The sequence below is a fragment of the Novosphingobium sp. genome (genome assembly GCF_027486195.1).
GTDB lineage: Bacteria > Pseudomonadota > Alphaproteobacteria > Sphingomonadales > Sphingomonadaceae > Novosphingobium.
On the sequence record NZ_JAIXPP010000111.1, the window covers coordinates 18,873 to 42,569 of the forward strand.

The following is a 23,697-nucleotide window of genomic DNA, read 5'->3' on the forward strand; positions in this document are numbered from 1 at the left end:
GCTGTCAACGCTTCGACGAAGGTTAGCCCTCAGCCGCGCATTTCCGGGACCATCTCGGTCGGGGCAGGAGCTTCACGGCCCATGCTGTTCGAGAAGTGCCGGATGATCCACTCGCGCAGCAGGTAGATTGCCGGATCGCCGAGGTCTTCGGCGTGGGTCTTGAGATAATAGCCAAAGCCATCCGCTGAAACGCGGTCATAGGGCATCACGAGTTGCCCGCTGGCGATTTCCTGCGCGAACATGTCGATATCTGCCAGCACCACGCCTGACGCCCCGATGGCATAGCGCACCGCCGAAAACGCTGTATCAAACGCGAGCCCGTCGCCCGCTTCGATCGCGAGGCGCTGCTGCGCCGCATAGCTCGACCACAGCAGACCGCGCGGTTCGCCTTCCAGCTTCACGTGCAGCAATTCGTTGTCGTGGAGGAACTGCTCCAGGCTCTTGCCCTTGTGCGTGACGGCCGTTTCGGGCGAGCACAGGGGTGCAACGCGCACCATCCACAAGAGGTCCGCCACGCTGTCATCGACATTGGGCCGGTCGAACACCACCGCCATGTCCACGTTGTCGCGCGGCGCACCGGTGACGTTCGAGGTCACCACGTCGATGCGGATCTCGGGGTGTTCCTTGTGGAACTGCGCCAGCAGCGGCAGCGCGTTCTGGTAGAGCAGCGAAGGCGGAATGTGCAGCCGGATCGGCCGGCTTTCGAGATCCTTGTTGCGGATCGTGTTGATCGTCTGCTCCATCCGGTCGAGGCACTTGCTTACGACCGGAAGCAAGATCGAGCCCGCCGGAGTCAGCTTGAGCCCGGTCGGGCCGCGCTCGAACAGCGGGCGGCCGATAAGATCCTCCAGGCTGCTGACATGTCGGCTCATCGCGCTCTGCGACACGGTGAGCGCCTGCGCGCCTGCGGTGAAGCTCATGTGCCGTCCCACCGCCTCGAACGCACGCAGCGCGTTCAGCGGCAGCCAGCGGCGGTTGATGAGGCGATCAGGCGCGATCTCGGCTACTCCCTTGCGACATTGACATTTTGCTCCCCGCATTGATCTACGTCAATCCGCGTTGCCTGCACGAACGTTCTTGCCGCAGGATAACAGTTTATAATATGAGGGTTCACGCAATTTTATTGTGAGGTCCGATGCTGCTCCCCGCCGAGTTCGATTTCCACGCGCTGGAAGTCTTCGTCCTCACCGTCGAACTGGGCGGGATGACCGCGAGCGCCCAGCAGCTGCGCATCACCCAGTCCGCTGTCTCGCAGACTATCGCGCGGCTGGAGCAGGGCATCGGGGCAACTCTGTTTGATCGCGCCCTGCGCCCGCTCGGCCTCACGCCCGCAGGCCGCGCGCTTTATGAACGTGCGACGCACTTGCTCGCCACCGCGCGCACGATGGTCGATGAGGTGCGCGAAGGCGCCAACCAGCCGATCGACAAGGTGACCGTGGCGATGGCGGAATCGCTGGCAATCCTGCTCACCGGTCCGCTGCTCAGCCGCCTCGGGCCAAGGGTGGCGCGCTGGCGGGTGCGTTCGGGCATTTCGCTCAACCAGCAGCAGGATTTCCTTGCGCGGCGCGTTGATCTCCTGATCACCGGCAGCAGCGTGCTCGAAAAGCAGGAAGGCGTCGTCCACCACGATGTGCTCGATGATCCCTTCGTGCTCGTGTTTCCGCCGAGCTTTCGCGGCGTGGCCGATCCGATTGCCGCTGCAGAGGGCCTGCCGCTCGTGCGCTATTCGCTCGATACCGGCATGGGCCAGCGGATCGAAAGCCAGCTGACCCGCATGCGACTGCGCCTGCCCAACGTGATTGAGGTCGATATCGTGCCGCAGCAGCTGAACGCGGTTGCGCTCGGGATCGGCTGGAGCATCACTTCGCTGCTTTGCCTTGCCGCGATGCCTGCGCTGATTCCGGATCTGCGCGTCGAACCGCTGCCGCGCGCGCGCTTCGCCCGCCGCATCCAGGTCGTCAGCCGCGCGGGCGAACTGGGCGATCTCGCCATGGAGACCGCCAAGCTCGCCGGGGAGACCATCCGCAAGGAAAGCCTGCTCCCTGTCCTAGCGCAGCTTCCGTGGGCGGAAGACCTCCTCGGCAGCAACTGATGCGAGTGCATTACCGTCATTGATCCGATATATGATTGTTGATGATGCACTGCTGGGCCGATCCATTCCGGGCTAAAGTCGCAGCGCAGGAGAGCGGCAGGCAGGCCGCCACACATCCCAGCGGGGGCATACATGACCACCACCACCTCGTCCACAGCACCGGTCACACTGACCAAAACCGGGCTCGAAGTCGTGCTCCCTGGCGGAAACTCGGCCTATTTCAACAACTACTGGCTGCGCGACAACTGCCCGACTTCGTTCGACAGCCAGACGCGCGAGCGGGTATTCGATATCTTCCACCTCGATGCCGCGCCGCGCCCGCGCCGGGCCGAAGTGGTCGGCGATGCGCTTGAAATCGCATGGGACGGCGAAAACCACACGAGCCGCTACCCGCTGAGCTGGCTCGCCAGCTATGCCGAGGGCAAGCGCCGCCACGATCCGTCCGATCTGCCGCGCCGCGCCTGGTATGCCGATCACTACCCAAGCGTCGCCCGCTTCCCGCAAGCCGAACTGATGGCAGACAAGGCCAAGGTCGCCGCATGGCTGAACGCGCTGATCGTCGAAGGGGTCGCGCTGGTGACGGACATGCCGGACAGCGACGAGGGCCTGACCGATCTCGTCAAGCTGATGGGCCACGTGCGCCCCACCTTCTTCGGCGAATACTTCGACGTGATGACGCACATCGAACCGACCAATCTGGCCTACACCGCCAAGGCGCTCGAGTTGCACACCGATACCCCGGCCGAAGACATGGCACCCGGCGTCCAGTTCCTCCACTGCCGCGCCAACAGCGTGGAGGGCGGGGCCAATCTGTTCCTCGACGGCGTGGCGGTCGCGAACGATTTCCGTGAACTGTACCCCGAGGACTTCAAGCTCCTCGCCGAAACCGAAGTGCCCTTCTACTGCGAGCACGACACCTACGACGTCCGCTCGCGCCAGCGGGTGATCGAACTCGACGCGCATGGCGAAGTTTCGGGCGTCACCATCAGCCAGCACATGGCCGATGTGTTCGATCTGCCGCAGGACGTGCTCGACCGCTACTACCCAGCGTTCTGCCGCTTTGGCCGGATGCTCCAGTCGGACAAGTACCTCATGCGCTTCCGCATCAACGCGGGCGAATGCATCGTGTTCGACAACCATCGCATCGTGCATGGGCGTGAGGCCTATTCCGCCACCAGCGGCGCGCGCTATCTGCGCGGCACCTACGCCGATCGCGGCGAGATGCGCAGCACCTACCGTGCGCTGACGAGCGAGGGCCGCTTCAAGTGACTGAGGCCGAAGTCGCTGCGCTGCGCGAGGATCTTGCCGCCGCGTTCCGCATCACTGCGCAGATGGGCTGGTCGGAATCCGTCGGCAATCACTTCAGCGCGGCGGTCTCGGCGGACGGCAAGCAGTTCCTGCTCAACCGCAAGTGGCAGCACTTCGCCAGCATCAAGCCTGAAGAGCTGATGCTGCTCGATGCCGATGATGCAGACGTCATGAACCGCCCCGATGCGCCCGATGCCTCAGCCTGGACAATCCACGGCACCGTGCACCGCCAGTGCCCCGCCGCGCGCGTGATCATCCATTGCCACCCGCCGCACGCCACCGCGCTTGCGACGCTGGCCGATCCGCGCATGCTGCCGCTCGACAACAACACGGCGCGTTTTTTCAATCGTCTAGCCATCGATCAGGGCTTCGGAGGCATTGCCGACGAGGCGGAGGAGGGCCTGCGGCTCGCCGCAGCGCTGGGAGACAAGAAGACGCTACTGATGGGCAACCACGGGATTACCTGCACCGGCGCAACGGTGGCCGAAGCCTTCGAAGACCTCTACTTCTTCGAAAAAGCCGCACAGACCCTGCTGCTTGCCTATGCCAGCGGCCAGCCTTTGAATGTGCTGTCCGACGAGGTGGCAGAGAAAACCGCGCGCGGGTGGGACGATTATCGCGGCATGTCCTACGCGCATTTTGGTTGGCTCAAGTCCCAGCTTCCGGCGCTGAGCTGAAAGCCATGCCAACCACACCACCCCCGTTTCCGTCGAGCGAAGTCGAGACATTTGCCGCTGAGCATGGTGTCTCGACTTCGCTCGACACGAACAGGGGTTGGGGGGTGCAATGACCAAGAATCTTTCGGAGATGTCCGCCGTTCTGCTCACCGGAAACGGCGGCTTCGAATGCCTCTCCTATCGCACAGATGTCCCAGTGCCTCAGCCCGGGGCGGGTGAAGTTCTGATTTGCGTCGGCGGCGCTGGGGTCAACAACACCGATATCAACACGCGCACCGCGTGGTATTCCAAGGCCGTCACGGTCGCCACCGAAGCCGGGGGTGGCGACGGTTTCGCCGAGGCGAACACCGAGGATTCGGGCTGGACCGGGGCTGTCCCGCAGTTCCCGCGCATTCAGGGAGCTGATGCTGCCGGGCGCATTGTTGCGGTAGGCGAGGGCGTCGATCCCGCCCGAGTGGGTCAGCGCGTGCTGGTGGAACCCGTGTTTCGCGGCGCGAGCCGGTTCGAGGCCACGTATTTCGGTTCCGAAGTCGATGGCGGGTTTGCACAATTTGCGCGCGTTCCGTCAGCGCATGCGCACCGCATCGAGACGGCACTGACCGATGTCGAACTCGCCTCGTTCCCCTGCGCCTATTCGGCGGCGGAAAACATGCTGACCCGCACTGCACTGGCTGCGGGCGAACGCGTGCTGATCACCGGGGCGTCGGGCGGGGTCGGCTCTGCTGCAGTGCAACTGGCCAAGCGCCGGGGTGCAAAGGTGACTGCGCTCGCCAGCCTGGAAAAGGCCGATGGCGTGCGCGAACTTGGCGCGACCCAAGTCGAACCACGCGGGTGCCGGTTCGAGAGCGAAACGTTTGATGTGGTGATCGATGTTGCCGGCGGCGAGGGCTTTCCCGCCCTGCTCGATGCACTCAAGCGCGGCGGCCGCTACGGCGTGGCAGGCGCGATCTCCGGCCCGATTGCCGAGCTTGATCTGCGCACGCTCTACCTCAAGGACCTTACGCTCTACGGCTGCACGATCCTTGAGCTGGAGGTCTTTCCCAATCTCGTCGGCTATATCGAACGCGGCGAAATCAGGCCGGTGGTTGCCGCCACATATCCGCTTTCCGAAATCGTCGCGGCGCAGCGCGCCTTTCTTGAAAAGAAGCACATCGGCAAGATCGTGCTGATACCCGGAGTGTAAGCCCCCATGAAGATCGGTTTCATCGGCCTCGGCAATGTCGGCGGCAAGCTCGCGGGCAGCCTGATCCGCAACGGCCATGACGTCACCGTGCGCGATCTCAATCCCGAACTCGTCGCCGAATATGTCGCGCGCGGCGCCAAGGAAGCGGCCAGCCCGGCGGCGCTGGGCGAGGCGGTGGATGTCATCATCACTTGCCTGCCTTCGCCGGCTGCCAGCGCCGCCGTGGCAGAAGGTGAAGACGGTTTCCTCGCCGTCATGCGCCCCGGGCAGGTGTGGATGGAAATGAGCACGACCGATTATGCCGAGGTACTGCGCCTCGGCCCGCTGGTCGAGGCGCGTGGCGGCTTGTTCATGGAATGCCCGGTCTCGGGTGGATGCCACCGGGCGGACACCGGCAATATCTCGATTTTCGCCGCTGGCCCGCGCGAGGGCTTTGAGCGCGTGCTGCCTGTGCTCACAACACTCGGCCGCCGGGTGCTGCACACGGGCGACTGGGGCACCGCCTCGCAGCTCAAGGTCATGACCAACTTCCTCTGCACCGCGCACCTTGTCGCGCTCGCCGAGGCACTGACGGTGTGCAAGGCGGTCGGGCTCGACATGAACACGACCTATGAGGCGATCCGCATTTCCTCGGGCAACAGTTTCGTGCACGAGACGGAATCGCAGGTGATCCTCAACGGCAGCCGCGATATCAACTTCACGATGGACCTCGTCTCCAAGGACGTCGGCCTGTTCGACAATATTGCCCAGGAAACCGGCGTTCCGGTGGAAATGTCGCCGCTTATCGTGCGCCTGTTCAAGGAAGGCGAAGCCGCCTTCGGCCCGCGCGAATTCTCGCCAAATATTATCCGCCGTTATGAAGAGCCGGTCGGCATCAAGGTGCTGGGCACGGGCTTCCCCGATCAGATGGTCGATGATGAGCCCGAAGAGCAGGGCTACGAAGTGGTGCCGCGCCGCTGAGGCAACAACCGGGGCCGCGAAAATAGGGACAGTCCCTATTTTCGCGCATCCTCAAGGATCATCGCCGCGCCCTTTTCCGCCACCATCACTGTCGGCGCATTGGTGTTGCCGCTGGTGATGTTGGGGAAGATCGAGGCATCGATCACGCGCAGGCCTTCCGTTCCATGCACCCGCAGCCGCGCATCGACCACCGATGTTGCGGCATCAGGCCCCATCGCGCAGGTGCCGGTGGGGTGATAGACTGTATCGGCGCGCGCCCGGAAATCGGCGAGCTGGTCTTCCTCGGTTTGCACTGCCGGGCCGGGGATCAGTTCCTCGGTGATCATGTCAGCCAGCGGGCGGCTCGCGGCGATCTGGCGCAGCAGGCGATTGCCCGCCAGCACTTCCGCGATGTCGGTTTCAGTCGAGAGGTAGTTGGGCTGGATCACCGGGTAGGCCAGCGGATCGGCTGAACGCAGCGCCAGATGGCCCCGGCTCGTCGGACGGCAGGGATTGAACGAAAGCAGGAACGCCGAGAACGGATCGGGATTGAGCAGCTTGCGCGCGGCGAGCGGCGTCTTGGTATAGCTCACCGGGCTGAAATAGAGCTGCAAATCGACCTTTGGCGCATCCGGCGCGCTGCGCACAAACCCGCCACTCTGGTTCACGCTCAGCGAAAGCGGCCCGCGCCGGTCGAATGCAAAGCGCAGCGCCGCCTGGGCCTTGCCGAGCAGCGGATGCAACTCGTCGTTCAAGGTCGCTGTGCGCACCTTGTAGAAATACGAGACCGCAAGATGGTCTTGCAAATTGCGGCCCACGGCGGGCAAATCGCACTGCACGCCAATGCCATGCTGCGCCAGCGCCGCGCCATCACCGATGCCCGACAGCATCAGCAATTGCGGCGAATTGATCGCGCCGCCCGAGAGGATGACCTCGCGCCGCGCCCGCACCTCTTGCAGCTTCCCGCCGCGCCGGTACTCGATGCCGACAGCGCGTGAACCTTCAAACAGCACCCGCGTCGCCTGCGATTTTGTGCGCAGCATGAGGTTCTTGCGCTTCAGCGCCGGGTGCAGGAAGGCGTTGGCAGTCGAGGCACGCCAGCCGCCGCGCGTGTTGATCTGGTAGAACCCGACGCCTTCCGGATTGCTCCCGTTGAAATCGCTCGTCACCGGAAAACCGAGGCCTTCCGCTGTCTCGATAAAACTATGGCAGACGGGATGAACGTGCGGGGTGATCTCCGTCACGTGCTGCAGCCCGCCACGCCCATGGTGCGCGCTGTAGCGGTCGAAATCCTCGGACTTGGTGAAGAACGGCAGCACATCAGCCCAACCCCAGCCGGGATTGCCGGCCGCGCGCCAGTCATCAAAATCGCGCGGCTGCCCGCGCACGTAAACCATCGCGTTGATCGAGCCCGATCCGCCGATAACCTTGCCGCGCGGCCAGTAGCTGCTCCTACCGCCGAGGCCTTCCACCGGTTCGGTATCGTACATCCAGTTGATGCGCTTGTCGAAAAAGGTGCGGCCATAGCCGATCGGCATCTGGATCCAGATCGAAAGGTCGCTACCGCCAGCCTCCAGCAGCAGGACGGTGGACTTGCCGTCCTCGGTCAGCCGATTGGCCAGCACGCACCCGGCGGTGCCTGCGCCCACCACGATATAATCGAATGTTTCGGTCATCTTACCGGATGCTGCGTCATTTCCAGGTGCAGCATATCCCCGGTGTAGGGATGCGCGCGCGCCACGTCCTCGTTCAGTTCCACGCCGAGCCCCGGCACTGTCGGCGGGATCACGTGGCCTTCTTCAAAGCGGATCGGTGTCTTGAGGATTTCCGAATGGAAACCGCCCCATTCCTCGATGCTTTCCAGGATCAGGAAGTTGGGTGTCGCGGTTGCCAGCTGGATATTGGCTGCGCCCACAACTGGCCCGCAATAGAGGTGCGGCGCAATCTGCACGTGGCGCACTTCGGCCATGCCGGCGATTTTCTTCGCCTCCAGCAGCCCGCCGACGCGGCCCAAATTCATCTGCAGGATCGCCGCGCTGCCGGCATCGAGCAGGCGCGCGAAATCATACTTCGTCGCCAGCCGCTCTCCGGTCGCGATGGGAATGGATGTCGCGCGCGCGACTTTGGCCATTTCCTCGGGCGCATCGGGCGGTATCGGTTCTTCGAGCCACAGCGGATCAGCCGCTTCCAGTCGCTTCGCCAGCCGGATTGCGCCTGCCGCCGTCATCTGCCCGTGCGTGCCGAACAGCAAGTCCGCGCGGCTCCCCACAGCCTCGCGCAGCGTGTTTGCAAAGCGCTCGCTGAGGTCCAGCGCCTCCAGCGACAGCTGCCGCCCGTCGAACGCCGAATAGGGCCCCGCCGGATCGAACTTCAGCGCGGTGAAGCCCATGGCGAGATATTCCGCCGAGCGCTCCGCCGCGAGGATCGGATCGTGATAGACGTCGGTCTGATCGCCCGGGCGCGGGTAGATATAAGTGTAGGCGCGAAGCCGCTCATGCACTTGCCCGCCAAGCAGCTTGTAGACCGGCTGCCCCGCGGCCTTGCCGATGATATCCCAGCAGGCCATCTCCAGCGCGCTCAGCACGCCCATCAGCGAGAGGTCGCTGTGCTGGGTAAACCCGCTTGAATAGACGCGCCGCCACAGGTTCTCGATATCGTGCGGATCGCGCCCTGCCGCATAGCGTGCGAAGACGTCCTCGATCATCTTCGCCACGAGATGCGGTGAGAAGGGGACGCAATAAGCCTCCCCGATCCCGCTGATCCCGCAGGCCGTGGTCAGTTTCACGAACACGAAGTAGCGCCCGCCGAAATGCGGCGGCGGATTGCCTACGACGAATGTCTCGATATCGGCGAGCTTCATGCGGCCTCGAAGCCGTTGATCACCTTGATTTCGAGGTAATCGTGGAGGCCGAATTCACCCCATTCGCGCCCGTTGCCCGATTGCTTGTAGCCGCCGAAGGGCGAGCAATAGTCCTGGCCTGCGCCGTTCAGATAGACGCTGCCCGCGCGCAGTTTGCGCCCGACGCGCCGTGCACGCTCCAGATCGCCGGTCTGGACATAGGCGGCGAGGCCATAGGGCGTATCGTTGGCGATCGCGACGGCATCGGCCTCGTCCTTGAACGGGATCATCGCAAGGACCGGGCCGAAGATTTCCTCGCGCGCGATGGTCATCTGGTTGGTCACGTCCGCAAAGATTGTCGGCTTGACGTAGTAGCCGCGGTTGAACCCGTCAGCCCGGCCAGGGCCACCCGTCACCAACCGCGCGCCTTCTGCGATGCCCGCTTCGATGAGCTTCTGGATGCGATCAAAGTGTACCTTGCTGACGACGGGGCCGATATGCGGGCCCTTTTCCATCGGGTCGCCCAGCGTCACGCTTTCGGCGACCGTTTTCGCGATCTCGACCGCCTCGTCATAGACTGAGGCCTCGACCAGCATGCGCGTCGGCGCATTGCACGATTGGCCGGTGTTGTTGAAGCAGTGGCGCACCCCGCGCGCGACGGCAGCCTCAAGGCCCGCATCGGCGAACACGAGGTTGGGCGACTTGCCACCCAGCTCCTGGCTGACACGCTTGACCGTCTCGGCCGCTGATTTGGCGACCTGAATGCCCGCGCGGGTAGAGCCGGTGAACGAAACCATGTCGGCTTCCGGATGGCTTGTCAGCGCATCGCCGATGCCGGGGCCGGTGCCGTGGACCATGTTGAACACGCCCGCCGGGAAGCCAGCCTCGTGGATGAATTCGGCGAAGAGCTGCGCGGAAAGCGGCGCGATCTCGCTCGGCTTCAGTACCATCGTGCAGCCCGCGACCAGCGCCGGGCCGATCTTGGCCGCAAGCTGATTGATCGGCCAGTTCCACGGCGTGATCAGCGCGCAGACGCCGACGGCTTCATGCACCTGCCGACCGCGCCCACCGAGCGGCCGCTCCCACACCATCTCGCGCGCAGCCTTCACGGTTTCCTTGAGGTGGCCGGGCCCGCATTCGGCCTGCGCATTGAAAGAAAGGTCGTAGGGCGCGCCCATTTCGGTGCTGATCGCGGTGACCATCTCGTCATAGCGCGCTTCGAACACGGCGATGAGCTTTTCGACCAGCGCCAGCCGCTCGTCGAGGCTGAGCGACGAATAGCCGTCGAACGCGGCGCGCGCTGCCGCCATCGCGCGGTCCACATCGTCCGGCCCGCACAGCGCTACCCGCGCGCAGGGCTCTTCAGTCGCCGGATTGATCGCCTCGAAAACAGCTGTCGAGGTGGCGGGAAGGGCCCTTGCGCCGTTGATATAGGAGGGGAGGGGGTTCAGTTCAGACATATCCGATGGCTCGCTTCTGGTCTTCGACGATCGTTTTGGCCGCCATGAAGTAATGGAACGCGGCCCAGAACCCCGTGGGGGCAAGGATCAGCAGCGCCGAGCGCAGTGATGCCGCATCGGGGCCAGCGGGGCCGGCAAAATAGTCGCTCAGCAAGCCAACGCCCTGCGGCGCGACGATCAGGTTGAACACGTTCGCGATCAGCAGGGCAATCGCGCTGAACATCGCGCGCATCTTCGGCGGCGCTAGGTTCTGGCCGAGCGCGAAGGCGGGGCCGATGTAGAAGTAGATGCCCGGAATGAACAGCCACAGCGAAACGGTCGCGAGCGCAAGGTTGTGCGTGTAGATCGCGAGGATCGAGGGTACCGTCGCCACCGCCGTCACCGCGCCCAGCAGGTACACGATCTTGCGCGGATCGGTGTAGGACGGCCGGGCCAGCATCCACGCTGTGAGCAGCGAGGCACCGATGCCCATCACGAGGTGGATCGGACCGACGATGGCGCCGGCCGCGCCCACGTCGAGGCCGTAAGTCCGCTGCAGGAAGGTCGGGATGAACCACATCAGGCCCCAGCCCCAAAGGGCGGAAAGCCCGCTGCCCATCATAACGTGAACCGCCGAGCGCTGCTGCAGGCAGAAGCGCATCGTTTCCATCAGGGTCGGGTTGTCGTCGCTCTGCACCACGTCGAGGCAGCCGCGCTTGGGCTCGCGGATCGTCGCCATGATGAGCAGGGCAAGCAGCACACCCGGAATGCCGAGCACGAGGAACGCCGCGCGCCAGCCATAAGCATGGGCCACTGCGCCCGCCATGTCCGCGCCGATCCACGCGCCGATCGGAGCGCCGAGGCAGAAGATCGTCAGCGCCATCGGGCGGCGGGCAGCGGGGAAGTAGTCGCAGATGATCGAGTTGCAGGAAGGCGTGCCGCCCGCTTCACCGATGCCCACGCCGATGCGCGCCAGCAGAAGCTGGTAATAGCCGCGCGAAAGACCGCACAGCGTGGTCATCACCGACCAGAGCGTAATCGAGATCGCCAGCAGGTTGCGCCGGTTGTAGCGGTCCGCGATCCAGGAAAGCGGGATCCCCATCCCGACATAGAACAGCGCCAGCGAAACACCGGTGAGGAAGGCCACACCGCCATCGCTGAGGTGCAGGTCGAGCCGGATCTGTTCGAGCACGGTCGACATCACGTAGCGGTCCGCGATGTTGATCGTATAGGCCAGCATCATCACGAACAGCACGTACCAGCGCAGGGCTACCGAGGCATTTTCCTCGCCTGCGGGGGCTGATGTTGCGCCTATTGCTGCCATTGGCTTGTCCTGTCCCGATTAGGCTTGTTGTTGATCGTCGTGGTGCGGCTTAGGCGCCAGCTCAGGCCCGAGTGCTTCGCGCAGCGGCTCAAGCCAGGGCTCGAACTTCTTCCACTGATCGAGCCCGTCACGGAATATGGGCTGGCGCACTTGTTCCGAGCTCGGCGTGCGGACGGAGCGCTTGGTCTTGTGGAATTCGACGCAGGCGTCTTCGAAGGGGAGGCCGCAGTAATCGAGGATGCGCCGTACGCTGCCTTCAAGGTCTTCGACCACGTCTTCGTGCTGCACGCGCAGGACCCGGCCCGGCAGGACAGCATCCCAGTGGTCCATCAGCTCAAGATAGGTCTTGTAGTAGCGGGCGATGTCCTCGATCCCGTAGGTGAATTCCTGCCCCTGCGCGAACAGTTGCTTGAGGTTGCTGAAGCAGCACGACATCGCATCGCGGCGCGCATCGATGATCTTCGCGTTCGGCAGGATCAGGTGGATCAGGCCCACGTGCCGGAAATTGTTCGGCATCTTGTCGATGAAGAAGGGCCGGCCGAGGATGCGGTTGGGCATCGTGTCGGCGATATACTGCTCGCCGAACCGGCGCACCGCGTCCGCATCAAGATCGAGCAGCGATCCGGGATAGAGCGGCTTGTCGAAATTGAGTTCGCGGCCCTGCAATTCGTGGACGATCCGCTGGATATCAGGCAGTTCCTGCGTGCCTTCGACCATCGAGTGCGAGGCGAGGATCTGTTCGAGCAAGGTCGAACCCGAACGCGGCAGGCCGAGCACGAAGATGGGGGAAGGATCGTCCAGCCCCCAACCCTCGCGCGCGGCGAAGAAAGTGGGCGTGCACACACGCTTTTGCTCGCGCGTGTTGGTCTCGAACACTTCGGGGAGATAGCCATTGCCCGCGCGGTGCATGGCATTGCCGCGTGCGTAGGCAGCCCACGAGGCTTCGTAGTCTCCGGCATCCTCCAGCGCCTTGCCCAGCGCGAAGGCGATGTGGATGCGGTCGACATCCGCCGTCGCCGGATCATCGAGCCGCGCCTGCATCACCGCGATGGATTCGGCAGAGAACCGGTAGGTCTTGAGATTGGCGAGGCTCCACCACGCATCGCCGAAATCAGGCCGGTCGGCGGTCGCGGCCATATAGGCATCGATGGCTTCGGCCGTGCGGGCTTCGGTCTTGAGCGCGTGGCCGAGCCACAGGTTGAGATCGGCGCGGCGGACGCGGGTTTCGAGCGTCTCGCCCGAAATCTCGCTGATCATCACGCGATATTCGGGGATCACGCTTTCGAAATCGCCAAGCCCGACCCGGATCGTCGCGGCCTGGATGCGGTGCGCGTGCCCGCGTGGATCGCGCTTCAGCAGCGGCTCCAGCGCCTCGCGCGCCTGCGGGAACTTGTGCCGGGCGATCAGCACTTGCACGTATTCGTGCCGCGCCTCGTCATGGTCCGGCACCATCGCGAGGACGCCCTCGTAAAGCGCCTCGGCATCATCGAGCACATTGCGCCGGTGGCCGATCTGGCCCAGCAGCCGCATGGCTTCGGGGTGGTTGCCCGCCTCCAGCAGGAACCGCCGGATCAGCGTTTCGGCGACATCGATCTCCCCGTCGCCAAACAGCACCTTGGCCTGGACGATTGGTGGCGGGAGGCTGGCGAGATGGGCAAAGTGCCGTGCGGCAAGCCCAGCGCTGCGGGTGTCCCCGGTCATCCGGTAGAGCCCGTCGAGCATGCGCCAGCCCATCGCCAGCGCCGGATTGGCAGTGACCGCCGTGCGCAGATCGAAGATTGCCGCGGGAGCATCGCGCCGGGCGACATGGCAGAGCCCGCGTTCGAGGTACAACTGGCTGAAATTGGGGTGATGCGCCGCGAGCCGATCAAGCGCGGCAAGCGCCGCATCGGTCTGCTGCATCATGCGCAGCGAATGCGCCTCGATCAGCAGGAGATCGCGATTGGCCGGCGCGGACGCAAGGAGGCGCTTTGCTCCGCTCGCCGCTGCCGCATAGTCACCCTTGGCCTGAAGCCCATGAAGCGCCCTCAGTTCTGCCTCCGGCGGAGCCGCAGTAGACGGGGCAGGGTGGGTATTCTCAGGATGGGTCAGGTCTGCTTGCGTGGCCATCTACGCACTTTCCTGTCGGCCATCGCCGCGCGTGTCCATCAAACTCGCCCATCCAGTTTCGTGTGCCGCGAGAAGCAAGGGGTGGCGTTTGCCACGCCACCCCTTCCATTCATCAGCCTTCGATCACATCCGGGTTGCGATCTTGATGCCGTAGGTCAGCGGACGCACGATCGTCGACGTCTTGATGTACTGCGACGAGTTGGTGAACGTCGAAGCATGGCTGTTGAACAGGTTGTCACCGAAGATCGTCACCGTCCAATTGTCACGCGTGAAGCCGATCTGCGCATCGGTCAGCGCATAGCCCGGCATCTTGTAGCGCAGCACAGTCGTAGCCGGAACGATGATCCCGTTCGGGCTCAGGCCGTTGCCGTTGCCCGGGACGTTACCGTCAGGATAGGTCGAAGGCTGGTTGTACTGCGTGCTGATGTAGTTCACGCCGGCACCGATGAACCAGTCCATGCCGCCCTTGCCCGACCATTCGTAGCGGGCGCGGATGTTGCCCTGGAACTTGGGGCTGAACGGCGTGATGCTGCCGACGTTGCCGAACGGGCTCTGCACCGGCTTGACCTGTCCGCCCACGAACACCTGCGTGATGCACTGGCCGAAGCTCGACACACCGGGGTTGTTGGCGATGAAGCAAGGCGCGTTGGCCTGCTTGCTTTCGTTGTAGGTCGCCGAACCGTTGATGGTCAGACCTTCCATCGGACGCGCGAAGAGCTGCGCCTCAAGACCCTTGATGTGATAGGTCGGGCCGTTCGTCGCGAAGGCGGTGTTGCCGAAGCCTGCGGCTGGGTTGAAGAACCCGATCTGGATGTTCTTCCACTCCATGTAGTAGCCCGACAGGTTGAAGGTCATCTTGCCGTCAAAGAGCTCGGTCTTCAGGCCGGTTTCCCAGTTGATCAGGTTATCCGGCGAATAGGCAGCCGGAACGAGAAGCTGGGGTGCGTGCGGTGCGATCGGATCGCGCACACGGGCCGAAGGACCGCGGTTGAATGCGCCCGGACGGAAGCCTTCGCTGTAGGTGAAGTACAGCATCGTGCCCTGCTGCGGCTTCCAGGTGATCGTGCCCTTGCTGCGGAAGCCCTTGTACGTCGACTTGAGGCCAAGCGCATCGAGGTTCGAACCCGTGGTGCAGACCGCGACCTGATAGCACCCGCCGTTGAACGACGAGTAGACCGAACCCTTCTGGAAGTTGTCGTAGTAGTAGTAGCGGGTGCCGGCGGTGATCGTCAGATTGTCGGTGATATCGAAATCGATCGAGCCGAACGCTGCATACTGCTTGTAGCCGCGGGTGATGTCCTGACCGAACGACACGCCGGGTGCGCGGGGACCGGGCACATTGAGCGTTGCATTCGGGTTGGGTGCGACCTGGCCGAGGCAAACCGGGTTCGCCGCACGCGATTCACCACCGGATGGTGCCTTGACAAAGTCGAGACCGCAGTTCGGAATCGTCGTGTACGACCAGTCCATGTTGTCCTGGATCTTGAAGTTCTCGTAGTACCCACCGACGATCGCATGCAACCGGCTGCTGTCATACGAAAAGCGCACTTCGTGGCTCTCGTGGGTGTTGCGGACCTTGTCGTTCCAGCGGCTGTTCGGCTCGTAGCAATAGGGCGCCGCGCCGACGTTCCAGTAGTAGTTCGCACCGCCGGTGCACTGGTAGAAGATGCCGTAGGTCGCGCGGGCGTAGTTGGTGTAGTCACCCTGCTGCGAGATGTGACGCTTGAGGTAGGCGCCGGTGTAGATCACCTTGATGTTGTCGCCGATCTTGCCGTTCAGCGTCCAGGCCGTGTTCCAGTAGTCGTCCTTGTTGTACTGGGGCGAGAACAGCGTGGCCGAGAGGCCCGTCAGCGGCTGATAGTCGTAGGTGTAGGTCTGCACCGCGAAGGTGCCCTTCGATTCCAGCTTCTGGTAGGCCTGCGTAACGAGCAGGTCCCAATCCGGCGCGATCTGCCAAGCAAGCGCCAGACGGCCGCCGGTGTAGTCGACCGGGTTGAAGTTGTCTTCGACCAGCGCGGCGTTGCTGTACTTGCCCTGGCGGCTCTGCTGGTCAGGCGTCAGCTGGTTGCCGTTGCCCTGATAGGCGAGGTAGTACGAGCCAAGGTCGCTCGGCAGACGGGTGAAGGTCGAGAGCTTGTTGTCGATATAGCCGCCGCGGTGGTCGGTGTAGGCCACCACGCGGATCGCCAGCTTGTCCTCGACGATCGGAACGTTGATCATCGCGTTGAACGAGCCGTTGGTCGTGCCGCCGGCGGTGCCGCCGAAGCTGCCTTCGAAGCGGCCCTCGAACTTGCTCAGCTTGGGCTTGTTGGTGATGTAGCGAACCACACCGGCCTGCGCGCCGCCACCAAAGAGCGTGCCCTGCGGACCTTCGAGCACTTCGACGCGCTCCATGTCGGCCAGATAGACGTCGGCGTTGCGCGCCGGGAACTGCATCGACTGGTCATCGAGATACAGCGCCACGTTGGGGAAGCCGCCGATGGTCGCCGAGGACTGCTGACCGGCGAAACCGGCCGAAAGGCCGCGCAGGAAGATCGCGCCCTGGCCCGGACCGTTGTTCGAGAAGGTGACGTTCGGCGTGTACTTGAGCAGGCCTTCGATCGAGGTCACGTTGAGCTTGCTCAGCGTGTCGGTGCTGAAGGCCTGCAGGGTCAGCGGCACGTCCTGGATCGACTGGTCACGGCGCTGTGCCGTGACGATGATCACATCGCTGCTGCTGGCAGCGGCGTCTGCCTGCGGTTCGGCATTCTGCGCCAGCGCGAAATCGCCCGAGCCCAGCGCGACGGCCGCGGCTGCGCACGACAACATAAACCGAGATTTCATTGATACCCCCATCGTTTCCATTCCCTGTCGGCCCAAAGCCGCATCCCGTCAAAGCGCAGCGGGCCGAACAAAAACGGAGGCAGTCGTCAGGAGATAGCCAAAAAGGGTGCAAGGGCATGGTGTCTGCCGCTTCAATCCGGATCGACCATTCTGGTCTGATCCCCCTCATGCTGGCAATTCCCTGATTTTACTCCCCGTTTTAGCTCGCGCTTTACCGCGTTTGGGCAAGCCTAGGTTAAAGCAGGGCCTAAATCCACCCCCAGATTGCGGCGACCCAACGTCGTGGGAGACTGTGGCTTTTTGGTCCTCCTTGCCGCATGTGGCTGGGCATAATTCAACAAATTATTGATATAACAGAAATTTATTCCAGATTGGACGAATCTGCAACCATCCGCAAAGGGCGCGGCGACGCATCAAGCGGCCATGGCTCATGCCATTTTGTCAATTTTCCATGGCGGCATAAGGAAATCCGATTGGCTGCATTCGCGCGGTTGGTCCACGCGGTTCCTTATCCGTACCTCGCGACTTCGGGAAACTTCACGTAATGATCGACCTTAGCCGGATCGGCTCGCTTCTGGCCCAGCGGCCGCAAGGGCACTGCCTCCCCCAGGCGCTCTACAACGAGCCTGAAGTCTTCGACTTCGACATGACTGCCATCTACGGCACCAGCTGGCTCATGGCCGGCTTCGAGTGCGAGCTGCCCAAGGCGGGCAGCTATATTTCGCAGATGGTTGGCAAGTGGCCGGTGCTGATCGTCAAGGGCCGCGACGGCGAGATCCGCGCGTTCCACAATTCCTGCCGTCACCGCGGTTCGCTGCTCTGCGCGGCGGGCAGCGGCTCTGCGCCCAAGATCGTTTGCCCTTATCACCGCTGGACCTATGAACTGGATGGCTCGCTGCTTTCGGCGATGCGGATGGAAGACGGGTTTGACAAGGCCGCCCACAGCCTGCGCCCGATCCAGCTTGAGCGCGTCGCCGGCTGCCTCTTCATCTGCTTTGACGACAACCCGCCGCCGTTCAATGAATTCGCGCTTCGGCTTGAGGAATACCTCGCGCCGCATGATCTTCGCAACGCCAAGCTCGCGTTCGAGAGCACGATCACCGAGTACGCCAACTGGAAGCTCGTGATGGAGAACGGGCGCGAGTGCTACCACTGTGCGACCGGCCATCCTGAACTGGCGCGAACCTTTCCGGTCGGCCTCAAGCGGCACTTCGATGTCGATGGCGATACCCGGCTCGCCAGCTTCCACGAGCAGATGGCGGCCGTGGGCCTCACCACCGAGGCAATCGAGGGCGACTGGTGGCAGCTTGCGCGCTTTGCGCTAAACCCCGAGGTGGTCTCGCTCTCGATGGACGGCAAGCACCTCGTCAAGAAGCTGATGTGCGAGCTCAACGGCGGCGACATCGGCTCGATGCGCCTGGCCATTGATCCGCACTGCTTCACCCACTCGACCGCCGACCACACCTTCATGTTCAGCGCGATGCCGGTTGGGCCGCATGAAACCGCGGTGACCGGCAAGTGGCTCGTCCACAAGGATGCGGTCGAAGGCGTGGACTACTCGGTCGAGGACCTTGCCGACCTGTGGACGCGCACCAATCTGCAGGACAAGGAACTGGCGGAGAACAACCAGCTCGGCGTGAACAGCCCCGGCTATATGCCCGGACCCTACTCGCAAGAGGCCGAGATGCTCGCGTTGCGTTTTACGGACTGGTACTGCGACACCGCCCGCAAGTATGTCGAGACGCATGGTAGCTGATTCTTCCAAGGGCTTGAGGCCCGAAACGCTCGCTGTCTCCTTCGGCTATGATCCGGCCGGGGCGCTTGGCGCGGTCAAGCCACCGGTCTATCTTACCTCGACCTTCATCTACCCCAGCGCCCAGCACGCGAAGGACGTCCACGAGGCGTTCTTTGATGGCACCGGGCCGCTGGCGGGGAAGAAGGGTGAGGGGCATATCTATTCGCGCCTCGGCCATCCGGGGCTCGACATTCTGGAATCGCGCCTCGCCGCCATTGATGGCGCGGAGGCTGCCGCCGCGTTCTCTTCGGGCATGGCGGCGCATTCCTCGATCGCGCTGACTTTCGTGAAGCCAGGGGACAGCGTGCTCCATGGCCGCCCGATCTATGGCGGGGTGGACATGCTCTATGGCTCGGTCATGCCGGGCTTTGGCACGCACGTTGAAACTTATACCGACGGCTGCGATCCCCATGCCGTGCGCGCCGCCGCGCGTGCCGCGCTGGCCAAGGGGCCGCTGGCGCTGATCGTGGCCGAAACGCCGGCCAACCCGACCGCCGCCATGGTCGATCTCGATCTCATGGTCGCGGTGGCGGACGAGATCGGCCGCGAAACCGGTCGCCGCCCGCTCGTGGTGGTGGACAACACCTTGCTTGGGCCCTTCGCCCAGCGTCCGATCGAGCAGGGCGTGGACCTGTGCATGACCTCGCTCACTAAGTACTGTGCCGGGCACAGCGATCTGCTGGCGGGCGGGGTGAGCGGCAAGCTGGAGCTGATCCACCAGCTGCGCACGCTGCGTACCACCTGGGGCAATCACCTCGATCCGTTTACCGCGTGGCTCGTGGTGCGCAGCCTCGAATCCGCCTCGGTGCGGATCGAGCGAGCGATGTCGAACGCGCAAAAAGTGGCCGAATATCTGCGCGATCATCCCAAAGTGGCCGGCGTCACTTACCTCGGTTTCCTTGCCGAGGGCACTCCGGCGCGCGCCGTCTACGATCGCCAGTGCAAGGGTGCAGGTTCCACGTTCTCGTTCCATCTCCATGGCGGCGAGGCGGAATCGTTCCGCATGCTCGATGCGCTCAGGCTGCTCAAGCTCGCGGTCAGCCTTGGCGGATCGGAAACGCTGATCTGCCATTCGGCGACCACCACGCACTATGCCGTCCCGCGCGAGGGGCGCCTTGCCGGCGGCATTACCGACGGAACAATGCGCCTGTCCGTCGGGCTCGAACACGCCGACGATATCATCGCCGACCTTTCCCAGGCACTAGAGGCTGTCTGAATCATGCACCTGAATAACGGAACCGATCCCCACGCGATCGGCACCAAGCTTCCTGCGCCCGAGGCGCGCTACGACATGGTCGTGGTTGGCGCCGGACCCTCAGGGCTTGCCGCCGCCATCGCCGGGGCAGGTGAGGGCAAGTCGGTCCTCCTCGTCGACGAGAACCCCATCCCCGGCGCGGCGATGGGCAACGACGTGCCGCTACTGTTCGGCGGCCGCATGACTGCCGCGACGCAGAACGCCGAGCGCATGCTCGAAACCGTGTTCATGAGCGAGCCGATGCTCGAAGCAGCCATGGAAGCTGGCGTCGAAGTGCTTCTCGGCACCAGTGCGTGGGGCGTTTATCGCAACGGCCCCGGCATTACCGGCCTTCCGGAAAACGTCGTCGCGCTCGCCGACAAGGATCGCGGCTGGATCGCCGGCTACGGGGAACTCGTGCTTGCCACCGGCGCGCGCGATCTGGCCATCGGGTTCCCGGGTTGGAACCAGCCGGGCGTGATGGGCGCCGCTGCGCTTGAGCGTCTGCTCACCCGCTACGAAGCCTTCGCAGGCAAGCGCGTGCTGATCGTCGGTAGCCACGATCTTGCACTCAGCACCGCGCTCCTTGCCCGCGAGAAAGGCGTCGATGTCGCGGGTGTGGTCGAAGTACGCAACGCGCCGCAAGGCGATGCCGCGCTGGCCGAAGCCGTCCGCGCCGCGCAGATCCCGTTCTATCTGGATGACGCCCCAGCCGAAGCTATCGGCGGCATCGATGGTGTGGAACGCGTGCGCCTGCGCTCGGGCGCCGAAATCGCAGTCGATACGATCGTGCTCGCCATCGGTCTCGTCCCCTCGATCGAATTGGTCGACGCGATGGGCGGCAAGCGCGTGCTCGATGGCGCGCGCGGCGGCTATATTCCGGGCGATAACGCGGGCGTCACTTGCGTCGGCGATTGTGCCGGGCTTGCCGACACCGGCTTCGACCATGTCGAATACCGCATGGAATGGGCCCGCGAGCTCGGCAAGCTCTCCGCGCCGGATACCATCGTGTGCCAGTGCGAGGAAGTGACCCGCGCCGATCTGCTCGGCGTGCAGCCCCCGCGCTATCTGGAGCGCCCAGCGCCGATGGCCGCGCGTTCGCTCGATACACTGATCAAGGATGGCCCGCCCAACCCTGACCAGATCAAGCGCCTTACCCGCGCAGGCATGGGCGTGTGTCAGGGCCGCCGCTGCCGCGATCAGGTGGCGATGATGCTGGCCACGGCCGCGAACGGCCCGTTCGGCACGGTCCCGCTCGCCACGCACCGCGCGCCCGTCCGCCCGCTGCCCTTGCGCATTCTGGCCGATTGGGAAGAGAGCGAAGATATGCGCGCCGGTTGGGACGTCTGGTTCGGCATCCCCACGCAATGGGTGCCTTACCGGGATATCGACACGCCGCGCGAGCGTGAGCACCAGCAAGCCATCGCCGAAGGGTGGAGCCTCTAAAATGTCTTACGTCGGTATGCCCACCCCCAGCGAAACGCCGCAGGAAACCATGGCGAAGATCGCCGGCACCGCGGCGAAGATGAAAGTCGTCATTGTCGGCGGCGGCGTCTCCGGTCTCAGCGCAGGCTGGTGGCTCGCGCGTTCGGGCGCTCAGGTCACGGTGCTCGACAAGGGCATTGTCGGCTGGGAAGCCTCGGGCCGCAATGGCGGCGGCGCCTCGCACTATCAAAGCCCGCTGTTCGAGGAAGAGCAGCGCATGTGGCCGCACATGGACGAACTGCTCGGCTACCCGACTGAGCACCAGCAGGAACGCCTCGTCATCGCGATCAGCCCCAAGCAGCTGAATCAATACCATTACCTCGCCAAGATGAACAACGACATGGGCTACCGTGTCGATCTGCTGACTGGCGATCAGGTGCGTGCGATGGTGCCGCTTGCGGGCGACAACTGCCTTGGCGGCATGCACTACCGCTTTGGCGGCCACGCCAATCCGCAACGCTCGGTGCAGGCCTATGCTTGGGCGCTGCAGGATCTGGGCGGGCGCATCGTCCAGCACAGCCCCGTCACCGGGTTCGAGACCGAGGGCGGCAAGGTCATCGCGGTCCATGCCACCAGCGGCCGGCATGAATGCGATGCCGTTGTTGTCGCCGCCGGCCCGCAGATTCAGGCGCTCATGGCCAAGCTTGGGGTTGAGGTTCCGCTCGCCGCCGCACGCGCCGAAATGATTGTCACCGAACCCGCGCCGATGATGCCCATCGGCGGCGTCGACGGGAACGGGCTCTATGGCCGCCAGACCTTGCGCGGCAATCTTGCCTATGGCGGCGGCCCGCACGAATGGCTGGAGACCTTCGAGGCCGGCCCCCCGGCGCGGCCTTCCTCGCCGCTGACACGCAACCTCGCGCGCCGCGTGGCGGAACTGTTCCCCAAGGCTGCGCATCTCAATGTGATCCGATCCTGGGCGGGCATTGTCGAGAATACGCCCGATGGCCGTCCGATCATCGACCGCATGAAGGACCCGGAGAACGTCACCGTGGTCACCATGTCGGGCGTCGGCTTCGGCCTCTCGCCCGCCTCGGGCCACGCGGTGCGCGATCTGGTGGTCGATGGGCAGTGCAGCTTCACCGATGTCGCCAAGCTTAGCCTATCGCGCTTCGACGGCATTGGCGCAGACTGGCGCGAGCAGCGCGGCTGGCAGCCTGCGAAAGCCGAACTCGCCGCATGAAGACGCCCTATTCCGCCTTCAGTCTGCTGCGCGGTGCGTTCAACGGGCAAAAGCACTGGGAACCGGCGTGGCGCGATCCGGAGCCGCGCGCGAGCTATGATGTCATCATTATCGGCGGCGGCGGGCACGGCCTTGCCACCGCCTATTACCTCGCCAAAGTCCACGGCATCCGTAACGTGGCGGTGCTGGAAAAGAGCTGGATCGGCGGCGGCAATGTTGGCCGCAACACCACGCTGGTGCGTTCGAACTACCGTCTGCCGCAGCTCCACAACTTCTTCGAGTTCGGGCTCAAGCTGTGGCACAATCTCAGCGACGATCTGAACTACAACGTCATGTTCAGCCCGCGCGGGGCGATGTTCCTCGGCCACAACGATGGTGACATGATCAAGCTCGCCGAACGCGGCGATGCCATGCGCTGCGACGGGATCGATGCCGAACTCCTCACCCCCAAGCAGATCGCCAAGATCGAGCCGCTGCTGGACCTTTCCCGCAATGCCCGCTTCCCCATCGACGGCGCGCTGATCCAGTGGCGCGCCGGCACCGCGCGGCACGATGCCGTCGCCTGGGGCTATGCCCGCGCCGCCGATGCGCTGGGCGTTGATATCATTCAGAAGTGCGAAGTGACCGGCTTCGTGCGCTATGGCAACAAGATCACCGGCGTCGAGACCACGCGCGGCCGCATCCTCGCGGGCCGCACCGGCATCTGCGTCGCGGGCCACAGCGGCCATGTCGCGGGGCTTGCGGGCCTCGAGCTACCGATTGAATCGCAGACCCTGCAGGCGCTCGTTACCGAAGGCGTCAAGCCGATGGTCCAGTCCGTCGTTATGTCGCAGTCGCTCCACTTCTATATCAGCCAGTCCGACAAGGGCGGCATCGTCATGGGCGGTGATCCGGACAACTGGCCGAGTTATGCCCGCCGCGGCCAGCCGACGATCAAGGAACATGCCATCGCGCAGGCGGTGACCTGCATGCCCGCGCTCTCACGCCTCAGGATGCTGCGCACTTGGTCGGGTGTGACGGACATGAGCTTCGACGGCGCGCCAATCATCGGGACAACGCCGATCGACGGCCTCTACCTCAACGCGGGTTGGTGCTACGGCGGCTTCAAAGCGACGCCCGCCTCGGGGTGGACTTATGCCCACACGCTCGCCACCGGCAAGCCGCATGAACTCAACGCGCCGTTCAGCCTCGAACGCTTCATGACCGGGGCAACCATCGACGAAACTGCGGTCGGCCCCATGCCGAACCATCGCTGAGACAGGCTGCA

Annotated in this window: 17 protein-coding genes; 10 read left to right on the forward strand and 7 right to left on the reverse strand. The window is 64.1% G+C overall.

Annotated elements, in window-relative coordinates; translation table 11 throughout:
• Positions 1-29: 29 nt before the first annotated feature.
• Positions 30-1,040 (reverse strand): LysR family transcriptional regulator, encoded by a 1,011-nt coding sequence (locus Q0071_RS19075; RefSeq protein ID WP_298173438.1) that lies wholly within the window; start codon positions 1,038-1,040, stop codon positions 30-32.
• Between the two features lie 95 nt (positions 1,041-1,135).
• Between Q0071_RS19075 and Q0071_RS19080 the strand changes: the two genes are divergently transcribed.
• The 5 genes from Q0071_RS19080 to Q0071_RS19100 all read left to right on the forward strand — a co-directional run bounded on the left by Q0071_RS19080 (position 1,136) and on the right by Q0071_RS19100 (position 6,220).
• Positions 1,136-2,092 carry a LysR family transcriptional regulator gene (locus Q0071_RS19080; protein WP_298173441.1) on the forward strand — a complete coding sequence of 319 codons (957 nt, stop codon included), beginning with the start codon at positions 1,136-1,138 and terminating at the stop codon, positions 2,090-2,092.
• 132 nt (positions 2,093-2,224) lie between these two features.
• Positions 2,225-3,361 carry a TauD/TfdA family dioxygenase gene (locus Q0071_RS19085; protein ID WP_298173444.1) on the forward strand — a complete coding sequence of 379 codons (1,137 nt, stop codon included), beginning with the start codon at positions 2,225-2,227 and terminating at the stop codon, positions 3,359-3,361.
• Complete coding sequence (locus tag Q0071_RS19090) at positions 3,358-4,077, forward strand: class II aldolase/adducin family protein (protein ID WP_298173447.1); 720 nt, start codon at positions 3,358-3,360, stop codon at positions 4,075-4,077. Before Q0071_RS19085 ends, Q0071_RS19090 begins: the two co-directional genes overlap by 4 nt.
• A gap of 109 nt (positions 4,078-4,186) precedes the next feature.
• Positions 4,187-5,260, forward strand: a complete 1,074-nt coding sequence (locus tag Q0071_RS19095) for an alcohol dehydrogenase family protein (protein WP_298173450.1) — start codon at positions 4,187-4,189, stop codon at positions 5,258-5,260.
• Between the two features lie 6 nt (positions 5,261-5,266).
• Entirely contained in the window at positions 5,267-6,220 is a 954-nt protein-coding gene (locus tag Q0071_RS19100; protein ID WP_298173453.1) for an NAD(P)-dependent oxidoreductase, read from the forward strand.
• Between the two features lie 35 nt (positions 6,221-6,255).
• Here Q0071_RS19100 and Q0071_RS19105 read toward each other — a convergent pair whose 3' ends face one another.
• The 6 genes from Q0071_RS19105 to Q0071_RS19130 all read right to left on the reverse strand — a co-directional run bounded on the left by Q0071_RS19105 (position 6,256) and on the right by Q0071_RS19130 (position 16,718).
• Positions 6,256-7,875, reverse strand: a complete 1,620-nt coding sequence (locus Q0071_RS19105; RefSeq protein ID WP_298173456.1) for a GMC family oxidoreductase N-terminal domain-containing protein — start codon at positions 7,873-7,875, stop codon at positions 6,256-6,258.
• The gene (locus tag Q0071_RS19110; RefSeq protein ID WP_298173459.1) at positions 7,872-9,059 is read right to left on the reverse strand and encodes a mandelate racemase/muconate lactonizing enzyme family protein; all 1,188 of its coding nucleotides are present in this window, start codon (positions 9,057-9,059) and stop codon (positions 7,872-7,874) included. The genes Q0071_RS19105 and Q0071_RS19110 overlap by 4 nt, the downstream gene beginning before the upstream one ends.
• On the reverse strand, positions 9,056-10,498 hold the full coding sequence (locus tag Q0071_RS19115; RefSeq protein ID WP_298173463.1) for an aldehyde dehydrogenase family protein: 1,443 nt from the start codon (positions 10,496-10,498) through the stop codon (positions 9,056-9,058). The genes Q0071_RS19110 and Q0071_RS19115 overlap by 4 nt, the downstream gene beginning before the upstream one ends.
• Positions 10,491-11,801, reverse strand: coding sequence for an MFS transporter (locus tag Q0071_RS19120; protein WP_298173467.1), 1,311 nt, complete (start codon positions 11,799-11,801; stop codon positions 10,491-10,493). The genes Q0071_RS19115 and Q0071_RS19120 overlap by 8 nt, the downstream gene beginning before the upstream one ends.
• A gap of 18 nt (positions 11,802-11,819) precedes the next feature.
• Positions 11,820-13,910 carry a tetratricopeptide repeat-containing sulfotransferase family protein gene (locus Q0071_RS19125; RefSeq protein ID WP_298173470.1) on the reverse strand — a complete coding sequence of 697 codons (2,091 nt, stop codon included), beginning with the start codon at positions 13,908-13,910 and terminating at the stop codon, positions 11,820-11,822.
• A 123-nt stretch (positions 13,911-14,033) separates the two neighbouring features.
• Entirely contained in the window at positions 14,034-16,718 is a 2,685-nt protein-coding gene (locus Q0071_RS19130; RefSeq protein ID WP_298173473.1) for a TonB-dependent receptor, read from the reverse strand.
• 559 nt (positions 16,719-17,277) lie between these two features.
• Here Q0071_RS19130 and Q0071_RS19135 point away from each other — a divergent pair.
• The 5 genes from Q0071_RS19135 to Q0071_RS19155 are packed head-to-tail and all read left to right on the forward strand — an operon-like array spanning position 17,278 to position 23,686.
• The gene (locus Q0071_RS19135) at positions 17,278-18,489 is read left to right on the forward strand and encodes an aromatic ring-hydroxylating dioxygenase subunit alpha (RefSeq protein WP_298173476.1); all 1,212 of its coding nucleotides are present in this window, start codon (positions 17,278-17,280) and stop codon (positions 18,487-18,489) included.
• Positions 18,479-19,744, forward strand: coding sequence for a cystathionine gamma-synthase family protein (locus tag Q0071_RS19140; protein WP_298173478.1), 1,266 nt, complete (start codon positions 18,479-18,481; stop codon positions 19,742-19,744). Before Q0071_RS19135 ends, Q0071_RS19140 begins: the two co-directional genes overlap by 11 nt.
• 3 nt (positions 19,745-19,747) lie before the next feature.
• On the forward strand, positions 19,748-21,208 hold the full coding sequence (locus tag Q0071_RS19145) for an NAD(P)/FAD-dependent oxidoreductase (protein ID WP_298173481.1): 1,461 nt from the start codon (positions 19,748-19,750) through the stop codon (positions 21,206-21,208).
• A 1-nt stretch (position 21,209) separates the two neighbouring features.
• Positions 21,210-22,430: an FAD-binding oxidoreductase gene (locus Q0071_RS19150; RefSeq protein WP_298173483.1), complete on the forward strand. Its 1,221-nt coding sequence runs from the start codon at positions 21,210-21,212 to the stop codon at positions 22,428-22,430.
• Positions 22,427-23,686: a sarcosine oxidase subunit beta family protein gene (locus Q0071_RS19155; protein WP_298173486.1), complete on the forward strand. Its 1,260-nt coding sequence runs from the start codon at positions 22,427-22,429 to the stop codon at positions 23,684-23,686. The genes Q0071_RS19150 and Q0071_RS19155 overlap by 4 nt, the downstream gene beginning before the upstream one ends.
• The last annotated feature ends 11 nt before the right edge of the window (positions 23,687-23,697 follow it).

Coding starts and splice junctions, on each gene's coding strand:
- Q0071_RS19075 (WP_298173438.1), bottom strand. CDS start 1,040: ATGCGGGGAGCAAAATGTCAATGTCGCAAGGGAGTAGCCGAGATCGCG.
- Q0071_RS19080 (WP_298173441.1), top strand. CDS start 1,136: ATGCTGCTCCCCGCCGAGTTCGATTTCCACGCGCTGGAAGTCTTCGTC.
- Q0071_RS19085 (WP_298173444.1), top strand. CDS start 2,225: ATGACCACCACCACCTCGTCCACAGCACCGGTCACACTGACCAAAACC.
- Q0071_RS19095 (WP_298173450.1), top strand. CDS start 4,187: ATGACCAAGAATCTTTCGGAGATGTCCGCCGTTCTGCTCACCGGAAAC.
- Q0071_RS19100 (WP_298173453.1), top strand. CDS start 5,267: ATGAAGATCGGTTTCATCGGCCTCGGCAATGTCGGCGGCAAGCTCGCG.
- Q0071_RS19105 (WP_298173456.1), bottom strand. CDS start 7,875: ATGACCGAAACATTCGATTATATCGTGGTGGGCGCAGGCACCGCCGGG.
- Q0071_RS19110 (WP_298173459.1), bottom strand. CDS start 9,059: ATGAAGCTCGCCGATATCGAGACATTCGTCGTAGGCAATCCGCCGCCG.
- Q0071_RS19115 (WP_298173463.1), bottom strand. CDS start 10,498: ATGTCTGAACTGAACCCCCTCCCCTCCTATATCAACGGCGCAAGGGCC.
- Q0071_RS19120 (WP_298173467.1), bottom strand. CDS start 11,801: ATGGCAGCAATAGGCGCAACATCAGCCCCCGCAGGCGAGGAAAATGCC.
- Q0071_RS19125 (WP_298173470.1), bottom strand. CDS start 13,910: ATGGCCACGCAAGCAGACCTGACCCATCCTGAGAATACCCACCCTGCC.
- Q0071_RS19130 (WP_298173473.1), bottom strand. CDS start 16,718: ATGTTGTCGTGCGCAGCCGCGGCCGTCGCGCTGGGCTCGGGCGATTTC.
- Q0071_RS19135 (WP_298173476.1), top strand. CDS start 17,278: ATGATCGACCTTAGCCGGATCGGCTCGCTTCTGGCCCAGCGGCCGCAA.
- Q0071_RS19140 (WP_298173478.1), top strand. CDS start 18,479: ATGGTAGCTGATTCTTCCAAGGGCTTGAGGCCCGAAACGCTCGCTGTC.
- Q0071_RS19145 (WP_298173481.1), top strand. CDS start 19,748: ATGCACCTGAATAACGGAACCGATCCCCACGCGATCGGCACCAAGCTT.
- Q0071_RS19150 (WP_298173483.1), top strand. CDS start 21,210: ATGTCTTACGTCGGTATGCCCACCCCCAGCGAAACGCCGCAGGAAACC.
- Q0071_RS19155 (WP_298173486.1), top strand. CDS start 22,427: ATGAAGACGCCCTATTCCGCCTTCAGTCTGCTGCGCGGTGCGTTCAAC.